The organism is Nocardia abscessus NBRC 100374 (assembly GCF_000308455.1).
GTDB lineage: Bacteria > Actinomycetota > Actinomycetes > Mycobacteriales > Mycobacteriaceae > Nocardia > Nocardia abscessus.
The window spans coordinates 151,201-171,699 of record NZ_BAFP01000123.1; the positions used below are offsets into that span (position 1 = coordinate 151,201).

General features: G+C 67.0%; 20 protein-coding genes. 9 read left to right on the forward strand and 11 right to left on the reverse strand.

Going from position 1 to position 20,499, the window contains the following annotated elements:
* Together cobM and ON19_RS25805 are read right to left on the reverse strand one after the other, a co-directional pair.
* The gene (gene cobM / locus ON19_RS25800; RefSeq protein ID WP_043698135.1) at nt 1–768 is read right to left on the reverse strand and encodes a precorrin-4 C(11)-methyltransferase; all 768 of its coding nucleotides are present in this window, start codon (nt 766–768) and stop codon (nt 1–3) included.
* Nucleotides 769–1,372: 604 nt separating this feature from the next.
* On the reverse strand, nt 1,373–1,798 hold the full coding sequence (locus tag ON19_RS25805) for a PPOX class F420-dependent oxidoreductase (RefSeq protein ID WP_043698137.1): 426 nt from the start codon (nt 1,796–1,798) through the stop codon (nt 1,373–1,375).
* A 511-nt stretch (nt 1,799–2,309) separates the two neighbouring features.
* Between ON19_RS25805 and ON19_RS25810 the strand changes: the two genes are divergently transcribed.
* Nucleotides 2,310–3,137, forward strand: a complete 828-nt coding sequence (locus ON19_RS25810; protein WP_043698138.1) for an alpha/beta fold hydrolase — start codon at nt 2,310–2,312, stop codon at nt 3,135–3,137.
* Between the two features lie 158 nt (nt 3,138–3,295).
* Nucleotides 3,296–3,703: a hypothetical protein gene (locus ON19_RS25815; RefSeq protein WP_043698142.1), complete on the forward strand. Its 408-nt coding sequence runs from the start codon at nt 3,296–3,298 to the stop codon at nt 3,701–3,703.
* A 146-nt stretch (nt 3,704–3,849) separates the two neighbouring features.
* Here the strand turns inward: ON19_RS25815 and ON19_RS42215 are convergent, their stop codons facing one another.
* Nucleotides 3,850–4,116 carry a hypothetical protein gene (locus tag ON19_RS42215; RefSeq protein WP_157229840.1) on the reverse strand — a complete coding sequence of 89 codons (267 nt, stop codon included), beginning with the start codon at nt 4,114–4,116 and terminating at the stop codon, nt 3,850–3,852.
* Between the two features lie 471 nt (nt 4,117–4,587).
* Between ON19_RS42215 and ON19_RS25825 the strand changes: the two genes are divergently transcribed.
* Nucleotides 4,588–6,135: an amidase gene (locus ON19_RS25825; protein ID WP_227954604.1), complete on the forward strand. Its 1,548-nt coding sequence runs from the start codon at nt 4,588–4,590 to the stop codon at nt 6,133–6,135.
* Nucleotides 6,136–6,449: 314 nt separating this feature from the next.
* On the opposite strand, the gene ON19_RS25830 is transcribed toward ON19_RS25825, so the two are convergent.
* A complete protein-coding gene (locus ON19_RS25830) occupies nt 6,450–6,962 on the reverse strand; it encodes a nitroreductase/quinone reductase family protein (RefSeq protein ID WP_051169302.1) in 513 nt (170 codons plus the stop codon).
* Between the two features lie 382 nt (nt 6,963–7,344).
* Between ON19_RS25830 and ON19_RS25835 the strand changes: the two genes are divergently transcribed.
* Nucleotides 7,345–7,818, forward strand: a complete 474-nt coding sequence (locus ON19_RS25835) for a hypothetical protein (protein WP_157229841.1) — start codon at nt 7,345–7,347, stop codon at nt 7,816–7,818.
* 80 nt (nt 7,819–7,898) lie between these two features.
* On the opposite strand, the gene ON19_RS25840 is transcribed toward ON19_RS25835, so the two are convergent.
* Nucleotides 7,899–8,189 carry a hypothetical protein gene (locus tag ON19_RS25840; protein WP_157229842.1) on the reverse strand — a complete coding sequence of 97 codons (291 nt, stop codon included), beginning with the start codon at nt 8,187–8,189 and terminating at the stop codon, nt 7,899–7,901.
* 246 nt (nt 8,190–8,435) lie between these two features.
* Nucleotides 8,436–8,708 (reverse strand): hypothetical protein, encoded by a 273-nt coding sequence (locus ON19_RS25845; RefSeq protein ID WP_043698152.1) that lies wholly within the window; start codon nt 8,706–8,708, stop codon nt 8,436–8,438.
* Between the two features lie 425 nt (nt 8,709–9,133).
* Here ON19_RS25845 and ON19_RS25850 point away from each other — a divergent pair, with 425 nt between their 5' ends.
* Complete coding sequence (locus ON19_RS25850) at nt 9,134–10,579, forward strand: ATP-binding protein (protein WP_227954603.1); 1,446 nt, start codon at nt 9,134–9,136, stop codon at nt 10,577–10,579.
* A gap of 241 nt (nt 10,580–10,820) precedes the next feature.
* On the opposite strand, the gene ON19_RS25855 is transcribed toward ON19_RS25850, so the two are convergent.
* The 3 genes from ON19_RS25855 to ON19_RS39200 form a co-directional block, all read right to left on the reverse strand.
* Nucleotides 10,821–12,011 carry an FAD-dependent oxidoreductase gene (locus tag ON19_RS25855; protein ID WP_043698157.1) on the reverse strand — a complete coding sequence of 397 codons (1,191 nt, stop codon included), beginning with the start codon at nt 12,009–12,011 and terminating at the stop codon, nt 10,821–10,823.
* Nucleotide 12,012: 1 nt separating this feature from the next.
* Nucleotides 12,013–12,612: a TetR/AcrR family transcriptional regulator gene (locus tag ON19_RS39195; protein ID WP_086006715.1), complete on the reverse strand. Its 600-nt coding sequence runs from the start codon at nt 12,610–12,612 to the stop codon at nt 12,013–12,015.
* A gap of 99 nt (nt 12,613–12,711) precedes the next feature.
* Nucleotides 12,712–13,068, reverse strand: a complete 357-nt coding sequence (locus tag ON19_RS39200; RefSeq protein WP_157229843.1) for a hypothetical protein — start codon at nt 13,066–13,068, stop codon at nt 12,712–12,714.
* 259 nt (nt 13,069–13,327) lie between these two features.
* On the opposite strand from ON19_RS39200, the gene ON19_RS25870 reads away from it, so the two are divergent.
* Nucleotides 13,328–14,644: a helix-turn-helix domain-containing protein gene (locus ON19_RS25870; protein ID WP_043698160.1), complete on the forward strand. Its 1,317-nt coding sequence runs from the start codon at nt 13,328–13,330 to the stop codon at nt 14,642–14,644.
* A gap of 40 nt (nt 14,645–14,684) precedes the next feature.
* Here ON19_RS25870 and ON19_RS25875 read toward each other — a convergent pair whose 3' ends face one another.
* Nucleotides 14,685–14,984, reverse strand: coding sequence for a DUF6506 family protein (locus ON19_RS25875; protein WP_043698163.1), 300 nt, complete (start codon nt 14,982–14,984; stop codon nt 14,685–14,687).
* Between the two features lie 124 nt (nt 14,985–15,108).
* Nucleotides 15,109–16,035, reverse strand: a complete 927-nt coding sequence (locus ON19_RS25880) for a LysR family transcriptional regulator (RefSeq protein WP_051169315.1) — start codon at nt 16,033–16,035, stop codon at nt 15,109–15,111.
* 566 nt (nt 16,036–16,601) lie between these two features.
* Here ON19_RS25880 and ON19_RS25885 point away from each other — a divergent pair.
* The 3 genes from ON19_RS25885 (at nt 16,602) to ON19_RS25895 (ending at nt 20,496) form a co-directional block, all read left to right on the forward strand.
* Entirely contained in the window at nt 16,602–18,095 is a 1,494-nt protein-coding gene (locus tag ON19_RS25885; protein ID WP_157229844.1) for a purine-cytosine permease family protein, read from the forward strand.
* 272 nt (nt 18,096–18,367) lie between these two features.
* Nucleotides 18,368–19,753, forward strand: a complete 1,386-nt coding sequence (locus ON19_RS25890) for an MFS transporter (protein WP_051169307.1) — start codon at nt 18,368–18,370, stop codon at nt 19,751–19,753.
* Nucleotides 19,750–20,496, forward strand: a complete 747-nt coding sequence (locus ON19_RS25895) for a 3-hydroxybutyrate dehydrogenase (protein WP_043698169.1) — start codon at nt 19,750–19,752, stop codon at nt 20,494–20,496. Before ON19_RS25890 ends, ON19_RS25895 begins: the two co-directional genes overlap by 4 nt.
* The last annotated feature ends 3 nt before the right edge of the window (nt 20,497–20,499 follow it).

A 20,499-nucleotide genomic window follows, 5' to 3' on the forward strand; every position in this document is an offset into this window, starting at 1 on the left:
TCATCCGCGCTGCGCACCGGCGGACCCGCGCACCCGCGAGGGGTCGTAGAGGTGGGATTGCGCGCACGACACCGCGGGCGTGAGCGCGCGGCCCACCAGGATCACCGCCGCCTGCCGCAGTCCGGCGGCTTCGACCTGGTCGGCGATGTCGGTCAGGGTGCCGCGCAGGACCAGTTGCTCGGGTTGACTGGCGCGGTAGACGACGGCGACCGGGCAGTCCGGGCCGTAGTCGGCGGCCAGTTCGGCGGCCAAGGCGCGGACGCGGGTGATGGCCAGGTGCAGCGCGAGGGTGGCTCCGGTGGCGGCGAAGTTCGCCAGCGCTTCGGACTCGGGCATCGCGGTGGAGCGGGCCTGGGTGCGGGTCAGCACGACCGACTGCACCAGCTCCGGCACCGTCAACTCAGTGCCGAGCACCGCCGCCGCGGCGGCATAGGCGGGCACGCCCGGCGTGACGTCCCACGGCACACCGTGCGCGTCGAGCCTGCGGGTCTGCTCGGTCAGCGCGGAATACAGCGACGGGTCTCCCGAGCACAGGCGGGCCACGTCCTTGCCTTCCGAGGTGGCGTGCACCAGGCGGTCGGTGATCCGGTCGAGGTCCAGGTGCTGGGTGTCGACCAGCTCGGCGTCCGGCGCGCAGTACGCCAGCACGTCGGGATCCAGGTAGGTCCCCGCGTACAGGCATACCGGCGACGCGCGCAGCAACTCGACCGCGCGCACCGTCAACAGATCGGCCGCGCCCGGCCCGGCCCCGATGAAGTGCACGGTCATGCGCGCGAGTGTATTGACCGCCGCCCACCGCTTACCCGGCGACCGAGCGCCAGAGCCCTGTCGGTGGAGCAACACTTTTGAGACCGGGACTATTCGAGCGAGGTCCATCGCGTGGCCGCGGCGATGTCGCGCGGTGCTGCTTCAGTTCCGGCACCTGGGTGGGTCGGCTGTCGAGGTCAACTGATTCCGGTGGCTGTGCACCCAGTGATGGGCGGCGCGGATTGCCTCGACGGTTCCGGTGTCGCGTAGTGCGGTCATGGCGGCTTCGCCGGCGGCGGCGCGGGACTCGATCCCGCGCCGGCAGCGCTGCTGCCACCAGAGAATGGTGTCGACGACAGCCTGATGGTCGTTGAGGCCATAGGTGTTGCGGATCAGTTGTAGGTGGTTCGCTGCCTGGGCGACGTCGTCGATACCGGGTCCGAGATCCAGATACTGCCAACACAGGTGCGCGACGTCGTGGACGCGAGCGCCGGGTGCTGCGAGGTCCCCGACCTGGGTCAGATCAGCGCACCGGGCACCGGCGGCGAATCAGCTCGACTACCACTAGCGGATGCGCCTCGGCGAGGCCGACTACCGGCGGAATGCGCGGCGGCGATCCGGCCGGTCAGGCGGTGGCGTCGAAGTGGGCGATCACCTTCGTGGGCCGCAACCGGACCACCAGTTCCCCGGCGACGCCGTTGCGCTTGCCGAATTCCTCGGCGCGGTCCGCGCCCGTGTAGCGCCCGCCGATCTCGGTGGCCGTGCGCAGCAGTTCGTCGGGGTCTTCCGAGAGCGTGACCGAGCCCTGCAACTGAACCGACGCGTAGGGCGGTTCCTCCAGGTCCACGCACACGGCGATGCGCCCGTCACGGGCGAACGCCTTACCCTTCGCGGTCGACTTGCCGGTGTTGAAGACCAGTTCGTCCCCGTCGAGGACGAACCACACCGGACTCACCACCGGCCTGCCGTCAGCGGCGACGAACGCCACCTTGCCGGTACGGGTGCCGTGGCTGAGGAACTCGCGCACGTCGGGATCGGAAAGAGAGGCCATCCATTCACCCTAGGTCGCGGTCGGCCACAGATCACGCGACGAATCGCCGGGACGCGAACCAGCGGGACGCCCCACCCCCGCCGCCTACGAGTCGGCAAGCGCAGCGAATCCGGAGGCTTGCGATTGCTTGCGCCATTGCCCAGAGTCACGGCGACGGCGGGCGGAGTCACGTCGACGGGCGGCGTCACGGCCGCGACCGGGCCGAGCCACGGCGACCGGCGGAGTCACGGCCGAGCCACGGCACCAGGCGGAGTCACGGCAACGACGGGCCGAGTCACGGCGACAGGCGGAGTCATGGACGGCGGGCAGCGCGGATCTGTGTCGGCGAGCAGGTACATCTGGCCGGTCTCGGTGGAGGCGTGCTCGAGCCGCCCGCGCACCTCGAGCGAGACACCGGGGGTTCCGGTAGAACGGCGCGTAAAACACCGGATATCCAGGTGGAACACCGTGTCAGTGGCCGTGTCAGCTTGGTGTCAGGATGTTGTCAGGTCAGACGCCGAGAGTGGTTGCCATGACAAAGGACAACACTTCCTCGACCGATTCGAAGTGGACCGGCATGGTGCTGGTCGACGATACGGCCTTGGCCGTCACCGACACCGGCGGTCCCGGCATTCCCGTGGTCTACCTCAATGGCCAGTTCGCCACTCAGAGGAACTGGCGGAAGGTCATCGCCGAACTCGGTCCCGGGTTCCGGCACATCACCTACGACGAGCGGGCCCGCGGCAAATCCCGGCGTTCGGCGGACTATTCCTTCGAGGTCGCCGTCCGCGATGTCGATGCCGTCCTGGCGGCCAGGGGTGTGGACCGGGCGCTGGTGGTGGGCTGGTCCTACGGGGCAGTCGTCGCGGCACACTGGGCCGGCCGGAATCCGGATCGTGCCGTCGGCGCGGTCTTGGTCGACGGCGCATTCCCGTACGACTGGCTCGACGAGGCCATGGAGCAGCGGATCCGCAAGCTGTTCAAGCGGCTGGGCTGGTTCACCCCGCTGCTGCGCCCGACAGGCCTGACCCCGCGGATGACCGCCGAACAGATGGCCGACAGCAACATCGAGCTCGGCAGGCTCTCCCGCGAGCGCGAGCTGGGCGCCGTGCTCGACGACATCACCGTGCCGGTGCGGTATGTGGTTGCTTCGGGGACGTCCTTCGGGAGCCGCGGTGACGAGCAAGAACGGATCCGCACCAGCCTCGATGCGGTGACCGGCCGCAACCCGAACATCCACATCAGCGCGAAGGTCGACAGCAACCACGGGGCCCTCCTGCGCAAGGACTTCCGCGCCATCGCCGAGGCCGTCCGCGAGACGGCAGCCGCCCATGACCGGCAGGGTTCGCCGAGCCGATAACCAACGGGCTCACAACCGGTCGGGCGGCAGCGTTCGCCGTCGTCGTGACGTACCCCGCCACCTCGAGCAATCCAGGTACCCCGGGCACCAACCCGACCGCATTCCACCATCGATCCGTTCAATTACATTGCAGTACAACGTCTTTGAAGGAGCACACTATGTCCGCCACCCTGACCGACCAGGACAAGAGCACCCTGCGGACCGCCGCCTACGGTGCCGTATCGCTGATGGCCGCCGCTGACGCCACCGGCAAGCCCCACAAGGTCGCCACGAACGGTTCCATCGCCTTGTCGTCGGCGACCGGCCTGGTCGGGCACGTGCTCGCCGCGAAGTCCAAGGACATCCACCTGAACGGCAAGTCCGTCGCCGAACTCGCCGACCAGGTGCTGCCCGCCCTGACCGCCGCCATGAGCCTGCTCGCGAAGCGAGATCGGGCCGAGGCCGACAACTTCCGCAGCACCGTCCTCGTCGCCGTCGGCGCAGCCACCCGGACCCACCAGGGCGAGACCAGCCCCACCCTGGCCGAGATGACCCGCAAGATCACCGCAGCCCTCGACGCCGCCTGATGGAATGTCGACCCGCAGCAACAGCCGTGTCACGGAGTCCTCTCCGAACTCCGTGACACGGCGTCGCAAACGCCCGCTCCGCGCCGGTTCTCGTCGGTCAGCGCACTTTGTCCATGGCCACCCGACCACTGGGCACCAGCTGAAACCTACTGATGAACGGTCGTGAATCCGAGCGTTGCGGCAGGCGCCATCGCGCGGATGGTTTCCGCACCTCTGCTCCTCCATATATTGCGGCTGTCGAGTGCAGCGACCAAGCCGAACAGGCTGAACGGATTGATGGACATCAGGATGGAGTTTCTGGTTCGTGGCGTTGCGGAATCCCGCCGCGCGACCGACTTCTTTGTCGGCCTACCGACGCCGTTGTCGAGGGCGGGTTCAGGTGACGGCGCTGTCACCAGTTGTGCTTGTTGCACGTCAACCAGCCTCATCGAATACGTACCGGCCCCGCATCCGTAAATTCACCTAGGCATATACCTGCTTATGCAATCTGATCGGGTTCGTCCGCGACGGCGACACCGTGATCGTGCACTCCATGGACCGCCTCGCAACGACTGCCCCTATACCTTGCACCAGCTGCGGCACTCGCGGTTGACCCACGCTGCGGAGAAGGGCGTCCACGCCGGTACTGATGAAGTTGTCCGGGCATACATCGCACAGCCTCGCGAAGTACGCGCGGGTGTCTGAGAACTTCCAGGCCGACACCGATCCCGCCGCGCGTCGCCATGGCCGGCGGTCGGGCGGATAGTCCGCGGCCGGAGAGGAACATGATGAGGATTGAGATATCTGTCCCGTTGCGCGAAGCGGCATTTCATGCCCTGCGCTAATGGAGTTGGCCCACTGCCGACGCTGTGACCTGGAGTCGGCCGTCCTCGATGGCACAACGAGTGCGTGACTTCACCAATGCAGGTGGTCCGTTCGACTTTCCCGTTGTGCGAAGCGGCATTTTATGTCCTCTGCCGCAGGCCAATAGCGTCGGATTCATGGAGTGGAATTTCCGGTCGGCCGAGGAGCTCGCGGCTGCGTTGCGTGTCGGTGCGGTGACCTCGGTGGAACTGACCGACGAGGCGATCGCCCGTATCGAGCGCGACGACAAAGCGATCAACGCGATCTGTGTGCCGGACTTCGATAATGCGCGGGCCGCCGCACGCGACGCCGACCAGGCGCGCGCCCGCGGTGAGGATCGGCCGTTGCTCGGTATCCCGGTGACGGTCAAGGAGTCGTACAACATCGCTGGGCTGCCCACGACCTGGGGCATGCCGGCGCAGCGGGACTACGTGCCTGCCGAGGACGCGGTACAGGTGTCGCGGCTGAAGGCGGCCGGCGCGGTGGTGCTCGGTAAGACCAATGTGCCGGTGGTGCTGCGAGATATCCAGAGCTTCAACGAGATCTACGGCACCACCAACAATCCGTGGGATCACGGCCGCACGTCGGGTGGGTCGTCCGGCGGTTCGGCGGCGGCCCTGGCGGCCGGATTCGGCGCGCTGTCCATCGGCTCCGACCTCGCCGGTTCGCTGCGCACCCCCGCGCATTTCTGCGGTGTCTACGCGCACAAGCCGACACTCGGGCTGGCGCCGACCCGCGGCATGGTCGCGCCGCCCGCGCCGGCCTTGCCGGTCGACCTCGACCTCGCCGTCGTCGGCCCGATGGCGCGCACCGCCCGCGACCTCACGCTGCTGCTCGACGTGATGACCGGACCGGACCCGCTGACCCACGGCGTCGCCTACGACGTCGCACTGCCGCCCGCGCGCCATGAGCGGCTGGCCGACTTCCGTGTCCTGATCATCGAGGACCATCCGCTAATTCCGACCGGATCGGCGGTGCGGGCGGGCGTGAACCGGGTCGCCGAGGCGCTCGTCGACGAGGGCGCCCGCGTCGAACGGCGCAGTCCGCTGCTGCCCGATCCGACCGAAGCGGCGACGCTCTACATGCTGCTGATGCTGTCGAACGCCGCCGCAAGTATTTCCGTCGACGTGTACGAACAGCTGCGGACCCACGCCGCCGCCCTGAGCGCGGACGACCATAGTCTCGATGCGGCGCGGCTGCGCGGCATGGTGCTCAGCCACCGCGACTGGGTCGAGGCGAACAACCGTCGCGAACTCCACCGCCACGGCTGGCGGCAGCTCTTCGCCGAGTTCGATGCCGTGGTGTGCCCCATCACGCCCACTCCCGCCTTCCCGCACGACCACAACGGAGGTCTGGAGAACCGGCACATCGACATCGACGGCATCGAGTACCCGTACTTCGACCAGCTCGTCTGGGCCGGTGTGGCCACCATGCCCGGCCTGCCCGCCACCGCCATACCCGCGGACCGGTCCCCCGAGGGGCTGCCGGTGGGAGTGCAGCTCATCGGTCCGATGTTCGAGGACCGCACCCCGCTGCGGCTGGCCGAACTACTCGAGCAGAAGATCGGCGGCTTCCAGGCACCTTTGTAGCTGGCGCGGTTGAGGCGAAGATAGGGCGCATCGGCTCAATCTCCCTCATATATACGGGGTACTCCGCGTGGAGGTCGCCGTCGAACAGCCTCCAGAAGAAGGCGTTCATCTTCGCGGCGGCGGGTGCGTGCCGGGTCAAGATCGCGGCGACCACCGGTGGCACGTCATCCGGGATGCGTCCAGCGGCGCACTGGAGTACGTACTCGTTGCGGGCGACTGGACCGCCGCTGGGCGGAACGCGTGGGCAGGGCAATCCCGCCCGGCAACATTGCAGGCAGGTTCGCGCAGAACGTTCTGCGCCCCTGAGAGGTCGCTCAGCTCCCGCCGTCGAGGGTCAGCACGACCAGCGGCATGGGCCGGTCGACCTTGGACTGGAAGTCCGCCAGCAGGGGGTTGTTGGCCAGCACCCAGGCCGCGAACTCGTCGTAGTCCGCGCCTTCGAGCACCTTGCCGGTCGCCTGGTAGGTCTTGTCCCGGAGCTCGATAGTGATCTGCGGATTCGCCTTGATGTTGTACCACCAGGCCGGGTACTTGTCCTCGATGAACGAGCTCACGAACATGATGTCGTCCCGGTACAGGGGCCCCAGCGGAGTCGTGTGCCGCTTGCCGCTCTTGGCTCCCGTGGTGGTGAGCAGGATGAGGTCCCCGCCCGCGTATGCACCGCCCACCTTGCCCGAGTTCTCCCGGAACTCCTTGATCACATCATCGTTCCAGTTGGCGATGCTGTCCTGCTGGTCCCAAGCCTGGTTCCACGGCGCGTTCGGATCGTTGTAGTCGGTGATGTCGGCCTGATCCGGCTGTCCGGCAGTTGATTCGGTTTCGCTCATGATTCGATTGTGTCGCGGAGATAGGACAGTTACCGTCCTAATTCGCCGAGAGAACCGTGCCCTTGTAGCACGCGGCGTTCCCGCCGGGTATGCCTTTGCCTGGGCGTAGTTGCGGGCCGCTCCAGCCTGTAGGGGCTGACGACTGTGGCGCAGACCGTGCAGTTCGGAATCCCGCCTGCGCGACCGACTCCCTGTCGGCCTACCGACACCGTTGCCGAAGGCGGGTCCAGGTGACAGGCGCTGTCACCTCAGCTGCGCTTGCCGCACGGCAACCAGCCTCATCGAATACGTACCGATCCCACATAGATTCACCATGCATATACCTATTTATGCGGACAGCGCGCGGTTGCGGATTTGATATACATAAGCTTACCATCTGCTTGTGCTTACTAATCCCCTACAGGAATCCGCCGACCCGCACGGTGCGGCAGGTGAACCGCCGTTTTCCGAAGGCACCGTGCTCATGCCCTGGCAAGCCGGTCCCCGCCACGACAGCGCAGGTCCGGTGTTCGTCAGCGTCACCGACTTCCTGGCCGCCTCCGAAGAAGACGTTCAGGAGATCTACAAGACGGGGATGCGGCTGGGCCGGAACTGGCCCGTGATGCACGGCGCGGTGGGCCTGTGGCTGTGGGCCCGACCGTCGGAGGCACGCGGCGGCTCGATCTCGGTGTGGGAGACCGAAAAGGACATGCGGCGGTTCGTGCGCTGGCCGGTGCACGCCGACATCATGCGGAAGTGGCGGGGGCGAGTCGGCCTGGCCACCGACTCGTGGCAGGCCGCCCGGTTCGACGCCCAGGAAGTGTGGGCACGGGCGCGCCACACGATCGACTTGCGCCCGCACCCACAGGCCGGATGACCTCCCGGCCGCGCACCGCGATCAGACCACTGCTCCGAAAGATCCTGGTGGCTCAGAGACGTCCGGCCGACCGGTCTACATCAGGGGCGGCGCATGAACGCCATCAGGCAGCACTCCTTGGTTCTCTCGCTGTCGACGCTCCGTTCGATCACGCTGACCAGCTCCCAACCCTGGGATTCGAGCAGTTCGATCCCATTGAGCAGGTGGACAACCGGCTCGAAGATCGCGGGCCTGTTGTCCCCTAGGGTGCGGAGCTCCACTCGCGGAGGCGAGCTCAGGACCAGGTTCCGGCGCGGATAGGATCGCAGGTCCACCGCGCCGTTCAGCACGGCGATCACGTCGAAGACAGGCCCGGGTGCAGGAGTACTCACGTCCCCATAATCCTGCACCCTTGGCACTCTCGACACTTCGGCCAAAACACTGAGCATCCAAGACTTTCGCTCAGTGCGTGCGGAGGCATTGTCTGGTGCGCTGGCCCGACGACGCTGCGACGTCCTCTACGCCATACTCGAGACAAAGCAGCCCTACCGCATGCCGGAGTCCGTCGCCGCTCGATGAAATCCACCCGCCGCTGGTGCGCGGATCAGGGTGGCATCCCCGTCGAACTCTGCTATGGATCAGCGTTGCCAGGGCAGGCAGCCCGCGGCGCGCAGGCGGGTAGCCAGGCCGGAGCCGATGGTCGTGCTGGAACCGTTGCCCGCGGTAAGAGCCAGCAGGAGGTCGAGGCCGAGTCCGGCGCCGAGGGAGCAGCCCAGCAGGTTGATGTCCACCGAGATGATCTCGTCCTTCGGTGCGCCGGGCAGGGCCTCATCGGCATGCGCCGAACTCGCTCCGGCCACGGTGGCGGCAACGAGCGTCACGGCGATGAGACCGGCTCGGATGGATCGCACTTGTCCTCCTTCTGCGCCCTGATCGGACGCGGTCCTGGTGCCGGGCAATGGTTTCAGTCGTCGTCGGCGTCCGCGCCCCCGACCGGCGGTCCGCCGCATGGTTTGTTGACCGATCGACAGCGCGGGAAACCCCGTTTCCGTCCGGAGCCGGTGACGTGACACACACCGATCCGAGCCGTCGCCGAGGCATGCCGGAAGCCGGGGATCCGGCCATGCAGTAACGGAGGTCGCCGTCCGGGATGTCGATGCCGCCCTGGCGGCAAGGGGAAAGTGGCGCGGCCGGGTCGGGCTCGCCACCGACTCGGGCAGGCCGCCGGGTTCGAAGCCGAGGAAGTATGGGCACAAGCCAGGAACACGGTCGAGCGGCGGCCACACCCGCAGGCCGGTTGACCCGACGGCGCCCTTGCGCAACCTCCGAACCACCAATGGCTGGTCCGCTTTCTGACCTCGAAGTCGGCCGCGATGGTGAGGGCGGGGTCCCGTTTCTCCCATCTGAACTATCGGCAGATCATCGGCGCATATATCGGCAGATCGACGGCAATAGTATCGGCAAATCAACGGGCAAGTGGTCGGCAGGTGATCGGACATTTTGTCGGCAGATCGTCGGTTTGCGATACGATCGCCCTATGCGCCAAGCTGTCGACTACCTGCCCCGCCGAGCCGCCGACCTGGTCGAGGAGGCTCTCGCAGATACCCGTGTCGTCATCATCAACGGCGCCCGCCAAACCGGAAAGAGCACACTCGCTGAGCGATGCTTGGTCGGCCGCCCTGCTGTCAAGAGATATTTGGACGATCCCCGGACCCGCTCGTCGGCCGCCACCGACCCGGTGGCCTTCCTCGATGAGCCCGGCACGATGTTGATCGATGAAGTTCAGCGTGTCCCCGAACTCTGGCTGGCGATCAAGAATACGGTAGACCGAGACCCCCGTCCCGGCCGGTTCCTGTTGACCGGTTCGGCGAGACTGCTCGGTCTGAGTGCACTGCCCGACTCCTTGCCGGGACGCTCCGAAACGATCGAGCTCTTTCCGCTGTCCCAGGGCGAGATCGACGGGATGCCGGACGGTTTCGTCGATGCGGCGTTCGCCGAAGGCAGCCGCTTGCGGACCGTGCGATCAGAACTGCGACGCAGAGACTACGCAAATCTCGCCGCCCGTGGCGGCTACCCCGAAGCGATCCGTCGAACCGCGCCCCGCCGACGCGGCCAGTTCTTCAAGTCCTATCTCGATGACATCATGAGTCGCGACGTCCATCAAGTCGCCGACATTCAGCGCAGTGCCGACATGCGCCGTCTCATCGCGATTTTGGCCGGGCAAAGCGGCGGGCTACTCAACTACCGACGCGTGTCCGCAGATCTGGGCGTCCCGGTCACTACCATTCGCGAGTACATCAGCCTGCTCGAGGTCATCTACCTCATCCGGCTCATCCCGGCTTGGTCCTCGAACGCCACAGCCCGGGCTATCGCCACACCCAAGCTTGTCTTCAATGACTGCGGGCTTGCCGCGCATTTGCTCTCCGGCGTCACGAACGATGCCACGACCGGTGGCCTCCTCGAAACATTCGTTCTCGGCGAACTGACCCGCCAACTCACCTGGAGCCAGACCATGGCCCGGCTCCACCATTACCGCGACCGCGACGGCTACGAGGTCGACGCCATCCTCGAAGACAATGCGGGCCGCATCATCGCGATCGAAGTCAAAGCCTCCGAAACCGTCCGCACTGACGACTTCCGGGCTCTCCGCATCCTGCAGAACCGCCTCGGCGACCGATTCCACGCCGGTTTCGTCCTCTACTGCGGCGATCAGCAACTGCCCTTCGGCGACGGCCTGTGCGCATTGCCGATCAGCACTCTGTGGACGACACCATCGACATAACGGAAGGGTTCGAACTGCGCTCGGACGCGCCGGCGCCGCACGTTCTCGCGGCGACGGCCCGATTTCTGCCATGCCTCAGGGCAAGCAGCCGGCGGCGCGCAGACGGGCGCATTGCTCGGCCAGTTCTTCTGCCGGGCAATGGATCTGATGTGTCACGGGCGTCGACCGCCCCGCTGTCAATTGTTGACCGATCACGAAGAACGGAAACCTCGATCTCGACCGGGCTCGTCTACGGCGGCGTTCAGGTGCGGATGTGTTCCGGCCGAACGCCGAGTCCGATGAATCGGCCCACCGCGTGGCGCAACACGGGCAGCCGCCGGAAAACCCGGAAGATCGGCGGGACGTGGGTGGCTGTGTCGTCGTGCAGATTCTTGGGGTAGAGGTCGCGCAGAATGGCCAGCTGAAACAGTTGAGTCAGTTTGACGGGCAGTTGGCGGCGGGCCTGCACGCGGGGCGGATCGGCGTCGGTCAGGGTGTGGGCGAGCAGTTTCGGGCCGAGGATGTTCGCGGTTGCGACGGCGTCCTGGATGGCCAGATTTATGCCGACGCCACCCGCCGGTGACATGGCGTGCGCGGCATCACCTATGCAGAGCAGGCCCGGTCGGCACCACTTGCCGAGCCGATCGACACGGACCGTCAGCTGATGGATGTCGTCCCAATCGGCGAGTTCGTGGACGCGGTCCCGCAATGCGGGGGCGAGCGCGCTGATTCTGTCGCGTAGCTCGCCGATGCCGAGCGCGCGCAATTCTTCGTAGGCGTTCGTGGGAATGGTGTATGCCACCTGCCAGTAGTCCCCGCGGTCGATGGCGACCATCGCCCCTTTACCGCCTTGGAAGAACTCGACCCGGTCCGTCGCTCGCCGCGACAGCCGAAACCACAGGACGTCCATCGGCGGCGAGCTCGCCGCTGCCTGCAAACCGGCCGCTTCTCGCATACGCGAGTGGCGGCCGTCAGCGGCCACGACGAGATCGGCGCGGATTTCGAAGCTTCCGGTGTCGGTGGTCGCCCGCACACCGAGGACTCGTTCGTTCTCGATGAGCAGATCGGTCGCTTCCGTGCGTTGCAGGAGCCGGAAGCCTGGGAAGGTCGCGGCCTTGGTCGCGAGAAAGTTCAGGAACTCCCATTGCGGCATGAACGCGATGTACGGGCTGCGGACCGGCAGTTTCCGGAAATCCGCGAAAGTCACGGGCGTGCCGCCGACAGCGACGGTGACGCGATCCATGGTGCTGTGCGGGAGACGGTGGAATTCGTCCAGCCAGCCGAGTTCGTGAATGAGTTCCTGAGTGGACGGATGGATGGTGTCGCCACGAAAATCGCGCAGGAAGTCGGCGTGTTTTTCCAGCACGACCACTTCGACACCCTGCCGGGCCAGCAGCGTGCCCAGCATCATCCCGGCGGGGCCGCCGCCTACCACGCAGCATTGCACGTTCATTTCATGCACCGGCGATCTCTCCTTCTTCGGATGGCGCGCTTCGAACAAGTCCGTGGAGCACGAGACCCACCAGCTCGGCGACATCGACCGGGATGCCGGTGCTGCGGCCGACGGCGAGCGTCGCGAACAGAGCGGTCGCGGTCGTGTGCGCGTCATGGTCACGCAACTCCCCCGCTGCCACACGGGAGCGCAGATACTCGGCCATCACGGCCTGCCCTTCCCCGACGAACTCCGCCAGCACCGCCCGCACGTTCTCGTGTGAATGCCCGGCGGCGAAGAACAGCCTGATCAGCTTGGCATTGGCGGCCAGGACGCCGTCGAATTCGCGCATGACCCGGGGCAAGACCTCGGTCGCCGGGCTGCCCGCCGCCTGCTCCAGCGATTCGCGCAACTGCCGCGAGAACCCGCGCTCCCGCAGCAACGCTGTCACCAGCGCCTCTTTACCGGCGAAATAGTGATACAGCAGGCCGGGCGCGACCCCGGCCGCAGCCGCGATGTCCTTGACCGAAGCCCCGTCGATCCCCTTGTCGGCGAACACTTCCAACGCCGCGTCGAGCAAGCGCTCGCGCCGCCACTCCGCCTGTTCTCGTCGACTTCCCACAGACACTCCATTGATTGAACGATCATTCAACGAAGTGAACGTACCACCCCGACCGCGAGAAACGGAAGCTTGCCCGACTCACGCGGGGCATGGATCACGTCAGACGTCCGTTCGACCGCCCATGCGGGGGCCGAGGGGCCATGGCGCGGCGGGCTGCCCCGTGCCCTGCGGTGGAATGTGCCTGGAATCGAGGGTGATCAGCCCGCACACCGACATGATCGCGTCCGCGCGGTCTTCCAAATGGTCCCGAGACGGGGTGATCACCGCGATCGCGCCGAGGCGGCCGATCACGGTGAGCAGCGCCTCGAGCGACGCGGGCGCGGTCGGGCCCGCGACCAGCGTTCGTGCCAGATCAAAACCCGACGACCTCGCCAGCACGCGGATCTCCAGTTCGTGCCTCCGCGCGCGGCGCCCGGAAATGTCGCGGCGCAGGTATCCGACCACTTTCGGCTTCATGATCACCTCTCGTTCGATGGGTGCGCCCGCCGCCGGGGGCTTTCGCCACCGCTCGCGGCTCACCGCGTCCGGAGTGCCGTGCCGACACGACATCACCCCGACGGCGCGCGCATCTCGAGCCTCGAGGAACGCACGGAACATCGCGACGCTGTCAAGCGCACGACACCGGGTGTGCGATATCTGCGGTTGCCCCTCGCTGCCTGCGGATTTGTGCTTAAAGTTCGCGCAGGACAGCAAATTTCGGGATAGGGGGCCGAAAGTGATCGACAACGCGATGGACGGCGTGTGGACGACGCCGCAATTCCGCAAGTTGCTCGCCGAAGGGCGGCCCGGTCAAGCCCTCGCCCTCGTTCGAAAAGAAATGGGCTTGTCCCAAGCCGACTTCGGTGCGCTCCTGCACTGGGATCGCACCCACGCGGGCCGGGTGGAACGCGGAGAAGTGGGGACCATCTTCGACATCCGCGAACTGGTCCGAGCCGCCGACGCATTGGGGATCCCCCGCTCCGCGCTGCTGCCCCTCTTGCTCGCGACACCCGATACGGGGACCATCGACTACGGGGGTGGCGAAGGAGTCGATGACGTGGACCGCAGACAATTCGGCCTGGCAGCGACAATAACGGCAGTGGCGGGAGTCTCCATACCGCCGTCCAAGGCGGCTGAACCGATTCGAGTCGGCGCCGGGCATGTCACCTACATTCGTGTGCTCACGCAACGGCTGTGGGAGCACGACAACCAGCGCGGAGGCGGCGGCGTCTTCGACTACGCAGCACGGCAATACGCTTCGGTACGGCGGCTGCTGGACTCCAAGTCGTACGGCCACCGCCTGGGAGCCGAATTGGTGAGTGCGACCGGATGGCTGTCGAATACCGTTGCCTGGCTGGCCCGTGACAGCAATCGACCGGGCACTGCCTGGCGGCACCTCACGGAATCCGTTCTGCTTGCCGAACAGTGCGGCGACAATGCCTTATTGGCCGCCGCCCTCGGAGACCTCGCGAATCTCGCCGCGTCCTCTCCCGCTTCTTTTGCCGAGCCCGTGCGCCTCGCGCGGCGTTCGACAGAACTCGTCAGGGGCATACCGTCGGCTCGCATGAACGCGCTGAAGGCCGCCGAGGAGGCAATCGCGTACGCGGCCGTCGGTGACCAGCAGGAGTTCGATCGCGCGATGGCGCGGGTATGGCGCGAGGCCGATCGCGGTCTCGACAGCCCGGACGACCCGGCATGGTTGGAGCACGTCAACGAGGCCGAGTTGCACGCCCACGAGGCGCGAGGACTCCGGATGCTCGGGCACCACGGCCGGGCCGCCGAGCTGTACCGCGAGAGCGTCACCCACGGGAGTTGTTTTCCACGCGACGAAACCTCCTACCGCGCCTATTTCGCCGCCGCTCTCGCCGGGCTCGGCGACACCGCCGCGGCGATCACCGAAGCGCACACCGCCCTGACTCTCCTGGAAGGCCCCGTCAACTCTCCGCGACTCCTGGCCGAATTACGCCCGGTCCGCGGAGCCGCCACCCGCACACGGGGAGACGACGCAGAACACTTCCGCCACCGATTCGATACGCTCGCCCGAACGGCCTGACCCGGACAACAACAGACGCGATCTGCCCTGCGGCATGCGGTCAGGAGAAGATAGCGTGCACCTGGTCGACTGCTTCAGGCCCGTAGCCGACCGTGCCCACAGGCACCACACCGTCGATCGCCTCGATGACGCGCCCGGCCCAAACGGGCCCGAACCCTCCGCACAGCTCGATCAGTTGCACTCCCTCGTCCACCAGGCGGCGCGCGACCTCGATGCCTTCCTCTGGCTTCTCCACCCCCACGAGGACAGTTCGGCACTTTCCGGTGTCGACGACGCTGACATCGCCGCCAGCCGCGCTGCCGGCCGCTGTGTAGATGAATCCCCAGTGCATGAGCGCCATAGGTGTGTACCTCCCTGAGACCGTTGAAGCCACCAGCCAAACAGATCTCGGGCGAAAGCGTCCAGGAGCGCAGGTGAACCTGTGTGCTCCGCAGCTCGGACCGCCGATGTTCGCTCGGCGAAAGTCAGCCCAGGCGTCCGAGAAGGATGTCGCGCTGGTCGGCGACCATGGCGCGGATCGCGGCGACGACGGCGGCCACTTCCGGGCGGCGGAGCGTCTCGGCGCGGGCGACCAGCCAATAGCCGAGGGTGACGGTCACCGAATCGGCCAGGACGCGAACGAGATCCGCGTGGCGGTCGGCCATGAAGCAGGGCAGCAGGCCGAGGCCCGCTGCCGCGCGCGTGGCCTCCACATGCACGAAAACATTGGTGGACGTGACGGATTCGCGCATCGCGGGGGCGAAGCTGGAGGCGAGGTCGAGGTCGTCCACTTGGAGCATGGAATCGATGAAGTACACCAGCGGGTGCTCGGCCAAGTGGTCGATCGTCGCGGGCGTGCCGTGGTCGCGCAAGTAATCGCGCGAGGCGTAGAGGCCCAGGCAATAGTCGGCCAAGTGGGTGGCGGTGGCGCGGTGTACCTGCGGCTCCCCGACGACGATCTCGAGGTCGAGTCCCGAACGCTGTTGCGACGCACGCCGGGTGGTCGCCACGATCTCCACCGTGATCTTCGGGTGCAGCCGCTGCACTTCGGCGGCCGCGGGTGCGGCGATATAGGCGCTGAAGCCGTCCGTCGCCGAGATCCGGACCACCCCTTCCAGCGATCGGTTCCCGCTCCCGTCGGCGGCCAGCGACTTCACGGCCGACTCCACCGCCTCGGCCGCGGCGAGCGCCTCCCTGCCGAGATCGGTCAGCTCCCAGCCACCGGCCACCCGGGTGAGCACCCGGCCGCCGAGGGTCTGTTCCAGCGCGGCGATGCGGCGGGAGATCGTGGTGTGGTTGATGCCGAGTTCCTCGGCCGCGGTGACGAAGCGGCCGGACCGACCGACCGCGAGCAGAACGAGGAGGTCATCGGCGCTGGGACGCCGGGCAGACCCCGCGGAAGCCGGGCTCATCTCTGCATCTTCGCAGAACGGAACCGCCCGCCGCTCCGGCAACTGTTCGAAACCGGCCCGTGACCTCGCCTCTTCTACACCGCGTCACCGGCACAGGCGGCACAAGGAACAACAACGGTGGTCCGACCCGTCTGGGCCGGACCGACGCCTGATCGTGGGCCGGACACCCGCACAGCAACCCATCTGCCATGAAGCGTGGCGGCGACACCATCGAGCGACTACCCGGTCGAGGCGCAGGTTGTCAGCACCACTAGTTCTGCATCACCAGGCCATACGCCTTCCGATAACGGCTCGTTGATCAGGTGTCAGATGCCCCCGGCACATCACCCAGAGTGCGACCAACGGTGCGATCTGCGCTTCAGTAACGGCTACCGAATCGAAACCGGGTACTAGTCCTGAGCACCAGATCCGTTGCGCCTCAATAGTTGCTCCGTCAACGATGGTTCCACCCAGCACCCCACCGCCATACAATGAGCCATCACTTAACGGCACGATATACAAGTATATCGAATGGCCGGGGCCCGGTGCCCGCAGCCGGTCGCGGCCCTCGGCGAATGGATCTCGGCATGGCAATGGCTTCAACGGCTTCAGCGAAATCTTCGAAGTGGTCCGTCGAGCGCAAAGGCGCCGAATGGGTCACCGACGAGGAGCGTCGAGGTAAACCGCGCGCCCAGTTCTGGCCGTGGGCGGGCACCAGTTGCAACGTGCTGCTGATGTCGTTCGGTCCGTATGTCATGGCACTGGGCCTCGACTGGCACCTGGCAGCGCTGGCGGCGGCGGCCGGTGCGGTGCTGTCGTTCCTGCTGCTCGCTCTGGTGTCACTGGCCGGGCAGCGGGGCGGGGCGGCGACCATGGTGGCCGGGCGCGCGGCGTTCGGATTTCACGGCAACAAGGTCCCGACCTTGATCAGTTATCTGGCGTTGGTGGGGTGGGAGACCTTCTCGGCGGTCCTGGCGACCCTCGCGGCCCGCACTGTGGCCCATCGGCTCGACCCGGAGATGGATACCAGACCGCTCATGGTCGTCACTCTCTGCCTCGTCGTCCTGGCCAGTACGGTGGTCGGCATCTACGGCTGCCATGTGATCCTGCGGATCCAGAAGTGGTTCGCCCTCGTATTCACCGCGCTGTCGGTGGTCTACTGCGGGCTGACGCTGCCCGAGATCTCGTTCGCGGCGCACGGCCAGGCCAGTTTCGGCGCGTTCACGGGCGGGATCATGTTGACCGCCAGTCTGCTCGGCCTGAGCTGGGTGAACTGCGCGGCCGACTACACCCGTTATCTGCCACGCGAGACCGGCAGAGGCGCGCTGGTGGGATGGATCACCTTCGGCGGCACCGCGCCCGCCGTCGTGTTGATGGGATTCGGGACGCTGCTGGCCGCCGGCGACCCGGAGGTCGCGGCCAGGGCCGCGACCGATCCGATCAGCGCCTTGTCGGCCCATCTGCCCACCTGGTTCCTGGTGCCGTATCTGATCCTTGCGTTGGTGGGTTTCGTGTCCGGCTCCATCATCGGCCTGTACTCCTCGGGCCTCGCGTTGCAGACCTTGGGTGTGCGGATGCCAAGGCACTACACCGTGCTGATCGACGCGGTCCTTATCGCGGGCGCGGGTGGCTATGTCGTCTTCGCCGCTCCGGGCTTCTTCGCCCCGTTCCAGGCATTCCTGACCACGACGGCGGTGGTGATGGCCGCCTGGTCCGGAATCTTCGTCGTCGACCTGTGGCAGCGCCGCCACATCGGCTACGACCGGACGGCCCTGTTCAGCCCGCTCGGCGCCTACGGCAGGGTGAACCGCGCCGGGATCGGCTGCCTGACCGTCGCGACCATCGTCGGGTTCGGCCTGATCACCTCCCCCGATCCGAACATCGGCCCACTGCTCGGATATCTGTTCACTCCAGCCGCCCGCGCCGGCGGCTTGGGCAGCAGCAACCTCGGCATATTCGTCGCGCTGGTCCTCGCGACCGCGGGCTACGCGGCCCTGCACCGAGTACGCCCGTCCGCCCCGCCGAACACGACCGAAGAGATCGAGAACCGTGATACGAACCTGATCCGGGTCACCACGTAGAGCTCTTCGCCGCCGAGCCGGTCACGGACGTCGCCGCGCCAGATCGCGCGCCGGGCCGCATCCGACTTCGCGCCCGTCCTGGGCCGTGAACGCCTGCCGACTTCAGCCTGAATGCTGCCGCAGCCGCATGTATCTGCATCTTTGCAGAACCGAACTGCATTAATGGTCATTGCGGCGCAATTCGTCTGCACTAATACTCGGTGCAGCCAAGCATTGTGGGGGCCGTCACATCGGAGTCCGAAGTGTGGCCCCGGGCACGAAGGAGTAGCGCGATGAGGGAGCACAGCGCCGGAGCGACACCGGCGGAGGATCGGGGCGGCACGACCAGCGGTTTGCGCCGCGTGGTGGCCGCATCGATGGCGGGCACGGTCGTGGAATGGTACGAGTTCTTCCTCTACGGCACCGCCGCCACGCTGGTGTTCAGCAAGGTGTTCTTCGCCAAGGACACCAGCGATCTGGACGCCATCCTCGCCGCGTTCGTGACCTACGCGGTCGGTTTCGCGGCGCGCCCGCTCGGCGGCGTGGTGTTCGGGCATTTCGGCGACAAGTACGGCCGTAAGAAGCTGCTGCAATTCAGCCTGATCCTGGTGGGCAGCGCGACGTTCCTGATGGGCTGCCTGCCGACCTTCGGGCAGATCGGCTACTGGGCGCCCGCGCTGCTGGTGGCGCTGCGCTTCATCCAGGGCTTCGCGGTCGGCGGGGAATGGGGCGGCGCGGTACTGCTGGTCGCCGAGCACAGCCCGAGCCGCAGCCGCGGTTTCTGGGCGAGCTGGCCGCAGGCGGGCGTGCCCGCGGGCAACCTGCTGGCGACGGTGGTGCTGCTGGTGCTCACCTCCACGCTGTCGGACGAGGCGTTCCTCGGCTGGGGCTGGCGCGTGGCGTTCTGGCTGTCGGCGGTAGTGGTGCTGGTCGGTTACTACATCCGCACGAAGATCACCGACGCGCCCATCTTCGTCGCGGCGCAGCAGGAAGCCGAGCAGATCAAGTCCACCTCGCTGAGCGTGGTCGAAGTGCTGCGCCGCTACCCGCGCGGCGTGCTCACCGCGATGGGCCTGCGCTTCGGCGAGAACGTCATGTACTACCTGGTGGTCACGTTCACAATCACCTACTTGAAGGTGGAGGTGCACGCCGACACCGCAGTGATCCTGTGGTGGCTGCTCGCCGCGCACGCGGTGCACTTCGTGACGATCCCGCTGGTGGGCAACCTGTCCGACCGGTTCGGCAGGCGACCGGTCTACCTGATCGGCGCGCTGACCGCGGGCACCTGGGGCTTCTTCGCCTTCCCGATGATGGACAGCGGCCACAACGCGATCATCATGTCCGCCATCATCATCGGCTTGATCTTCCACGCCTTCATGTACGCCGGGCAGCCCGCGATCATGGCCGAGATGTTCCCCACCCGGATGCGCTACTCCGGGGTGTCCCTCGGCTATCAGGTGACCTCGATCGTGGCCGGCTCGCTGGCGCCGATCATCGCCGTCCGGCTGTTGAACACCTACCACTCCGCGGTGCCGATCGCCTGGTACCTGGCGGGCGCGGCGGCGGTGAGCGCGATCGCCGTGTTCTTCGGGCGAGAGACGAAGGGGCTGAGCTTGGAAAGCATCGATCACGCCGACGCCGAGAGCGTCGGCGCGCGGGCCGAAGTGACCGTGCGATGAGCGATCTGGCGGAGCGCAGCGCCCTGGTCACCGGCGGCGCGAGCGGCATCGGCGCGGCGTGCGCCCGTGCGCTCGCGGCGCGCGGCGCCACCGTCACGGTGGCCGACGTCGACGATGTCGGCGCGAAGGCCGTGGCCCGCGAACTGGGCGGCAAGTCGTGGGCGGTGGATCTGCTCGACGTCGCGTCGCTAGAGGAGCTGGAACTCGACATCGACATCCTGGTGAACAACGCCGGGGTGCAGCACATCAGCCCGATCGAGGAGTTCGCGCCGCAGCGGTTCCGCGATCTGCTCGCGCTGATGGTCGAGGCGCCGTTCCTGCTGGTGCGCGCGGCCTTGCCGCACATGTACCGGCAGGGCTGGGGACGTATCGTCAACATCTCCTCGGTGCACGGCCTGCGCGCCTCCGAATACAAGGTCGCGTACGTGACGGCCAAGCACGGACTGGAGGGGCTGTCCAAGGTCACCGCGCTCGAGGGCGGCCCGCACGGCGTGACGAGCAACTGCGTCAACCCGGGCTACGTGCGTACACCGCTGGTGGACAAGCAGATCGCCGACCAGGCCAAGGCGCACGGTGTGCCCGAACAGGAAGTGGTGGAGAAGATCCTGCTCACCGAGAGCGCGATCAAGCGCCTGGTGGAGCCGGAAGAGGTCGCGGCGCTGGTGAGCTGGCTCGCGTCGCCGGAGGCGGGCATGGTCACCGGCGCGGCCTACACGATGGACGGCGGGTGGAGCGCGCGATGAGGG

What these genes read in the sequence shown, in the direction of transcription:
- ON19_RS25805 (WP_043698137.1), bottom strand. Translation starts at nt 1,798, where the DNA reads ATGGCCTCTCTTTCCGATCCCGACGTGCGCGAGTTCCTCAGCCACGGC.
- ON19_RS25895 (WP_043698169.1), top strand. Translation starts at nt 19,750, where the DNA reads ATGAGCGATCTGGCGGAGCGCAGCGCCCTGGTCACCGGCGGCGCGAGC.
- ON19_RS25885 (WP_157229844.1), top strand. Translation starts at nt 16,602, where the DNA reads ATGGCAATGGCTTCAACGGCTTCAGCGAAATCTTCGAAGTGGTCCGTC.
- ON19_RS25810 (WP_043698138.1), top strand. Translation starts at nt 2,310, where the DNA reads ATGACAAAGGACAACACTTCCTCGACCGATTCGAAGTGGACCGGCATG.
- cobM (WP_043698135.1), bottom strand. Translation starts at nt 768, where the DNA reads ATGACCGTGCACTTCATCGGGGCCGGGCCGGGCGCGGCCGATCTGTTG.
- ON19_RS39200 (WP_157229843.1), bottom strand. Translation starts at nt 13,068, where the DNA reads ATGAAGCCGAAAGTGGTCGGATACCTGCGCCGCGACATTTCCGGGCGC.
- ON19_RS25855 (WP_043698157.1), bottom strand. Translation starts at nt 12,011, where the DNA reads ATGAACGTGCAATGCTGCGTGGTAGGCGGCGGCCCCGCCGGGATGATG.
- ON19_RS25875 (WP_043698163.1), bottom strand. Translation starts at nt 14,984, where the DNA reads ATGGCGCTCATGCACTGGGGATTCATCTACACAGCGGCCGGCAGCGCG.
- ON19_RS25880 (WP_051169315.1), bottom strand. Translation starts at nt 16,035, where the DNA reads ATGAGCCCGGCTTCCGCGGGGTCTGCCCGGCGTCCCAGCGCCGATGAC.
- ON19_RS25890 (WP_051169307.1), top strand. Translation starts at nt 18,368, where the DNA reads ATGAGGGAGCACAGCGCCGGAGCGACACCGGCGGAGGATCGGGGCGGC.
- ON19_RS25830 (WP_051169302.1), bottom strand. Translation starts at nt 6,962, where the DNA reads ATGAGCGAAACCGAATCAACTGCCGGACAGCCGGATCAGGCCGACATC.
- ON19_RS25850 (WP_227954603.1), top strand. Translation starts at nt 9,134, where the DNA reads ATGGCTGGTCCGCTTTCTGACCTCGAAGTCGGCCGCGATGGTGAGGGC.
- ON19_RS25815 (WP_043698142.1), top strand. Translation starts at nt 3,296, where the DNA reads ATGTCCGCCACCCTGACCGACCAGGACAAGAGCACCCTGCGGACCGCC.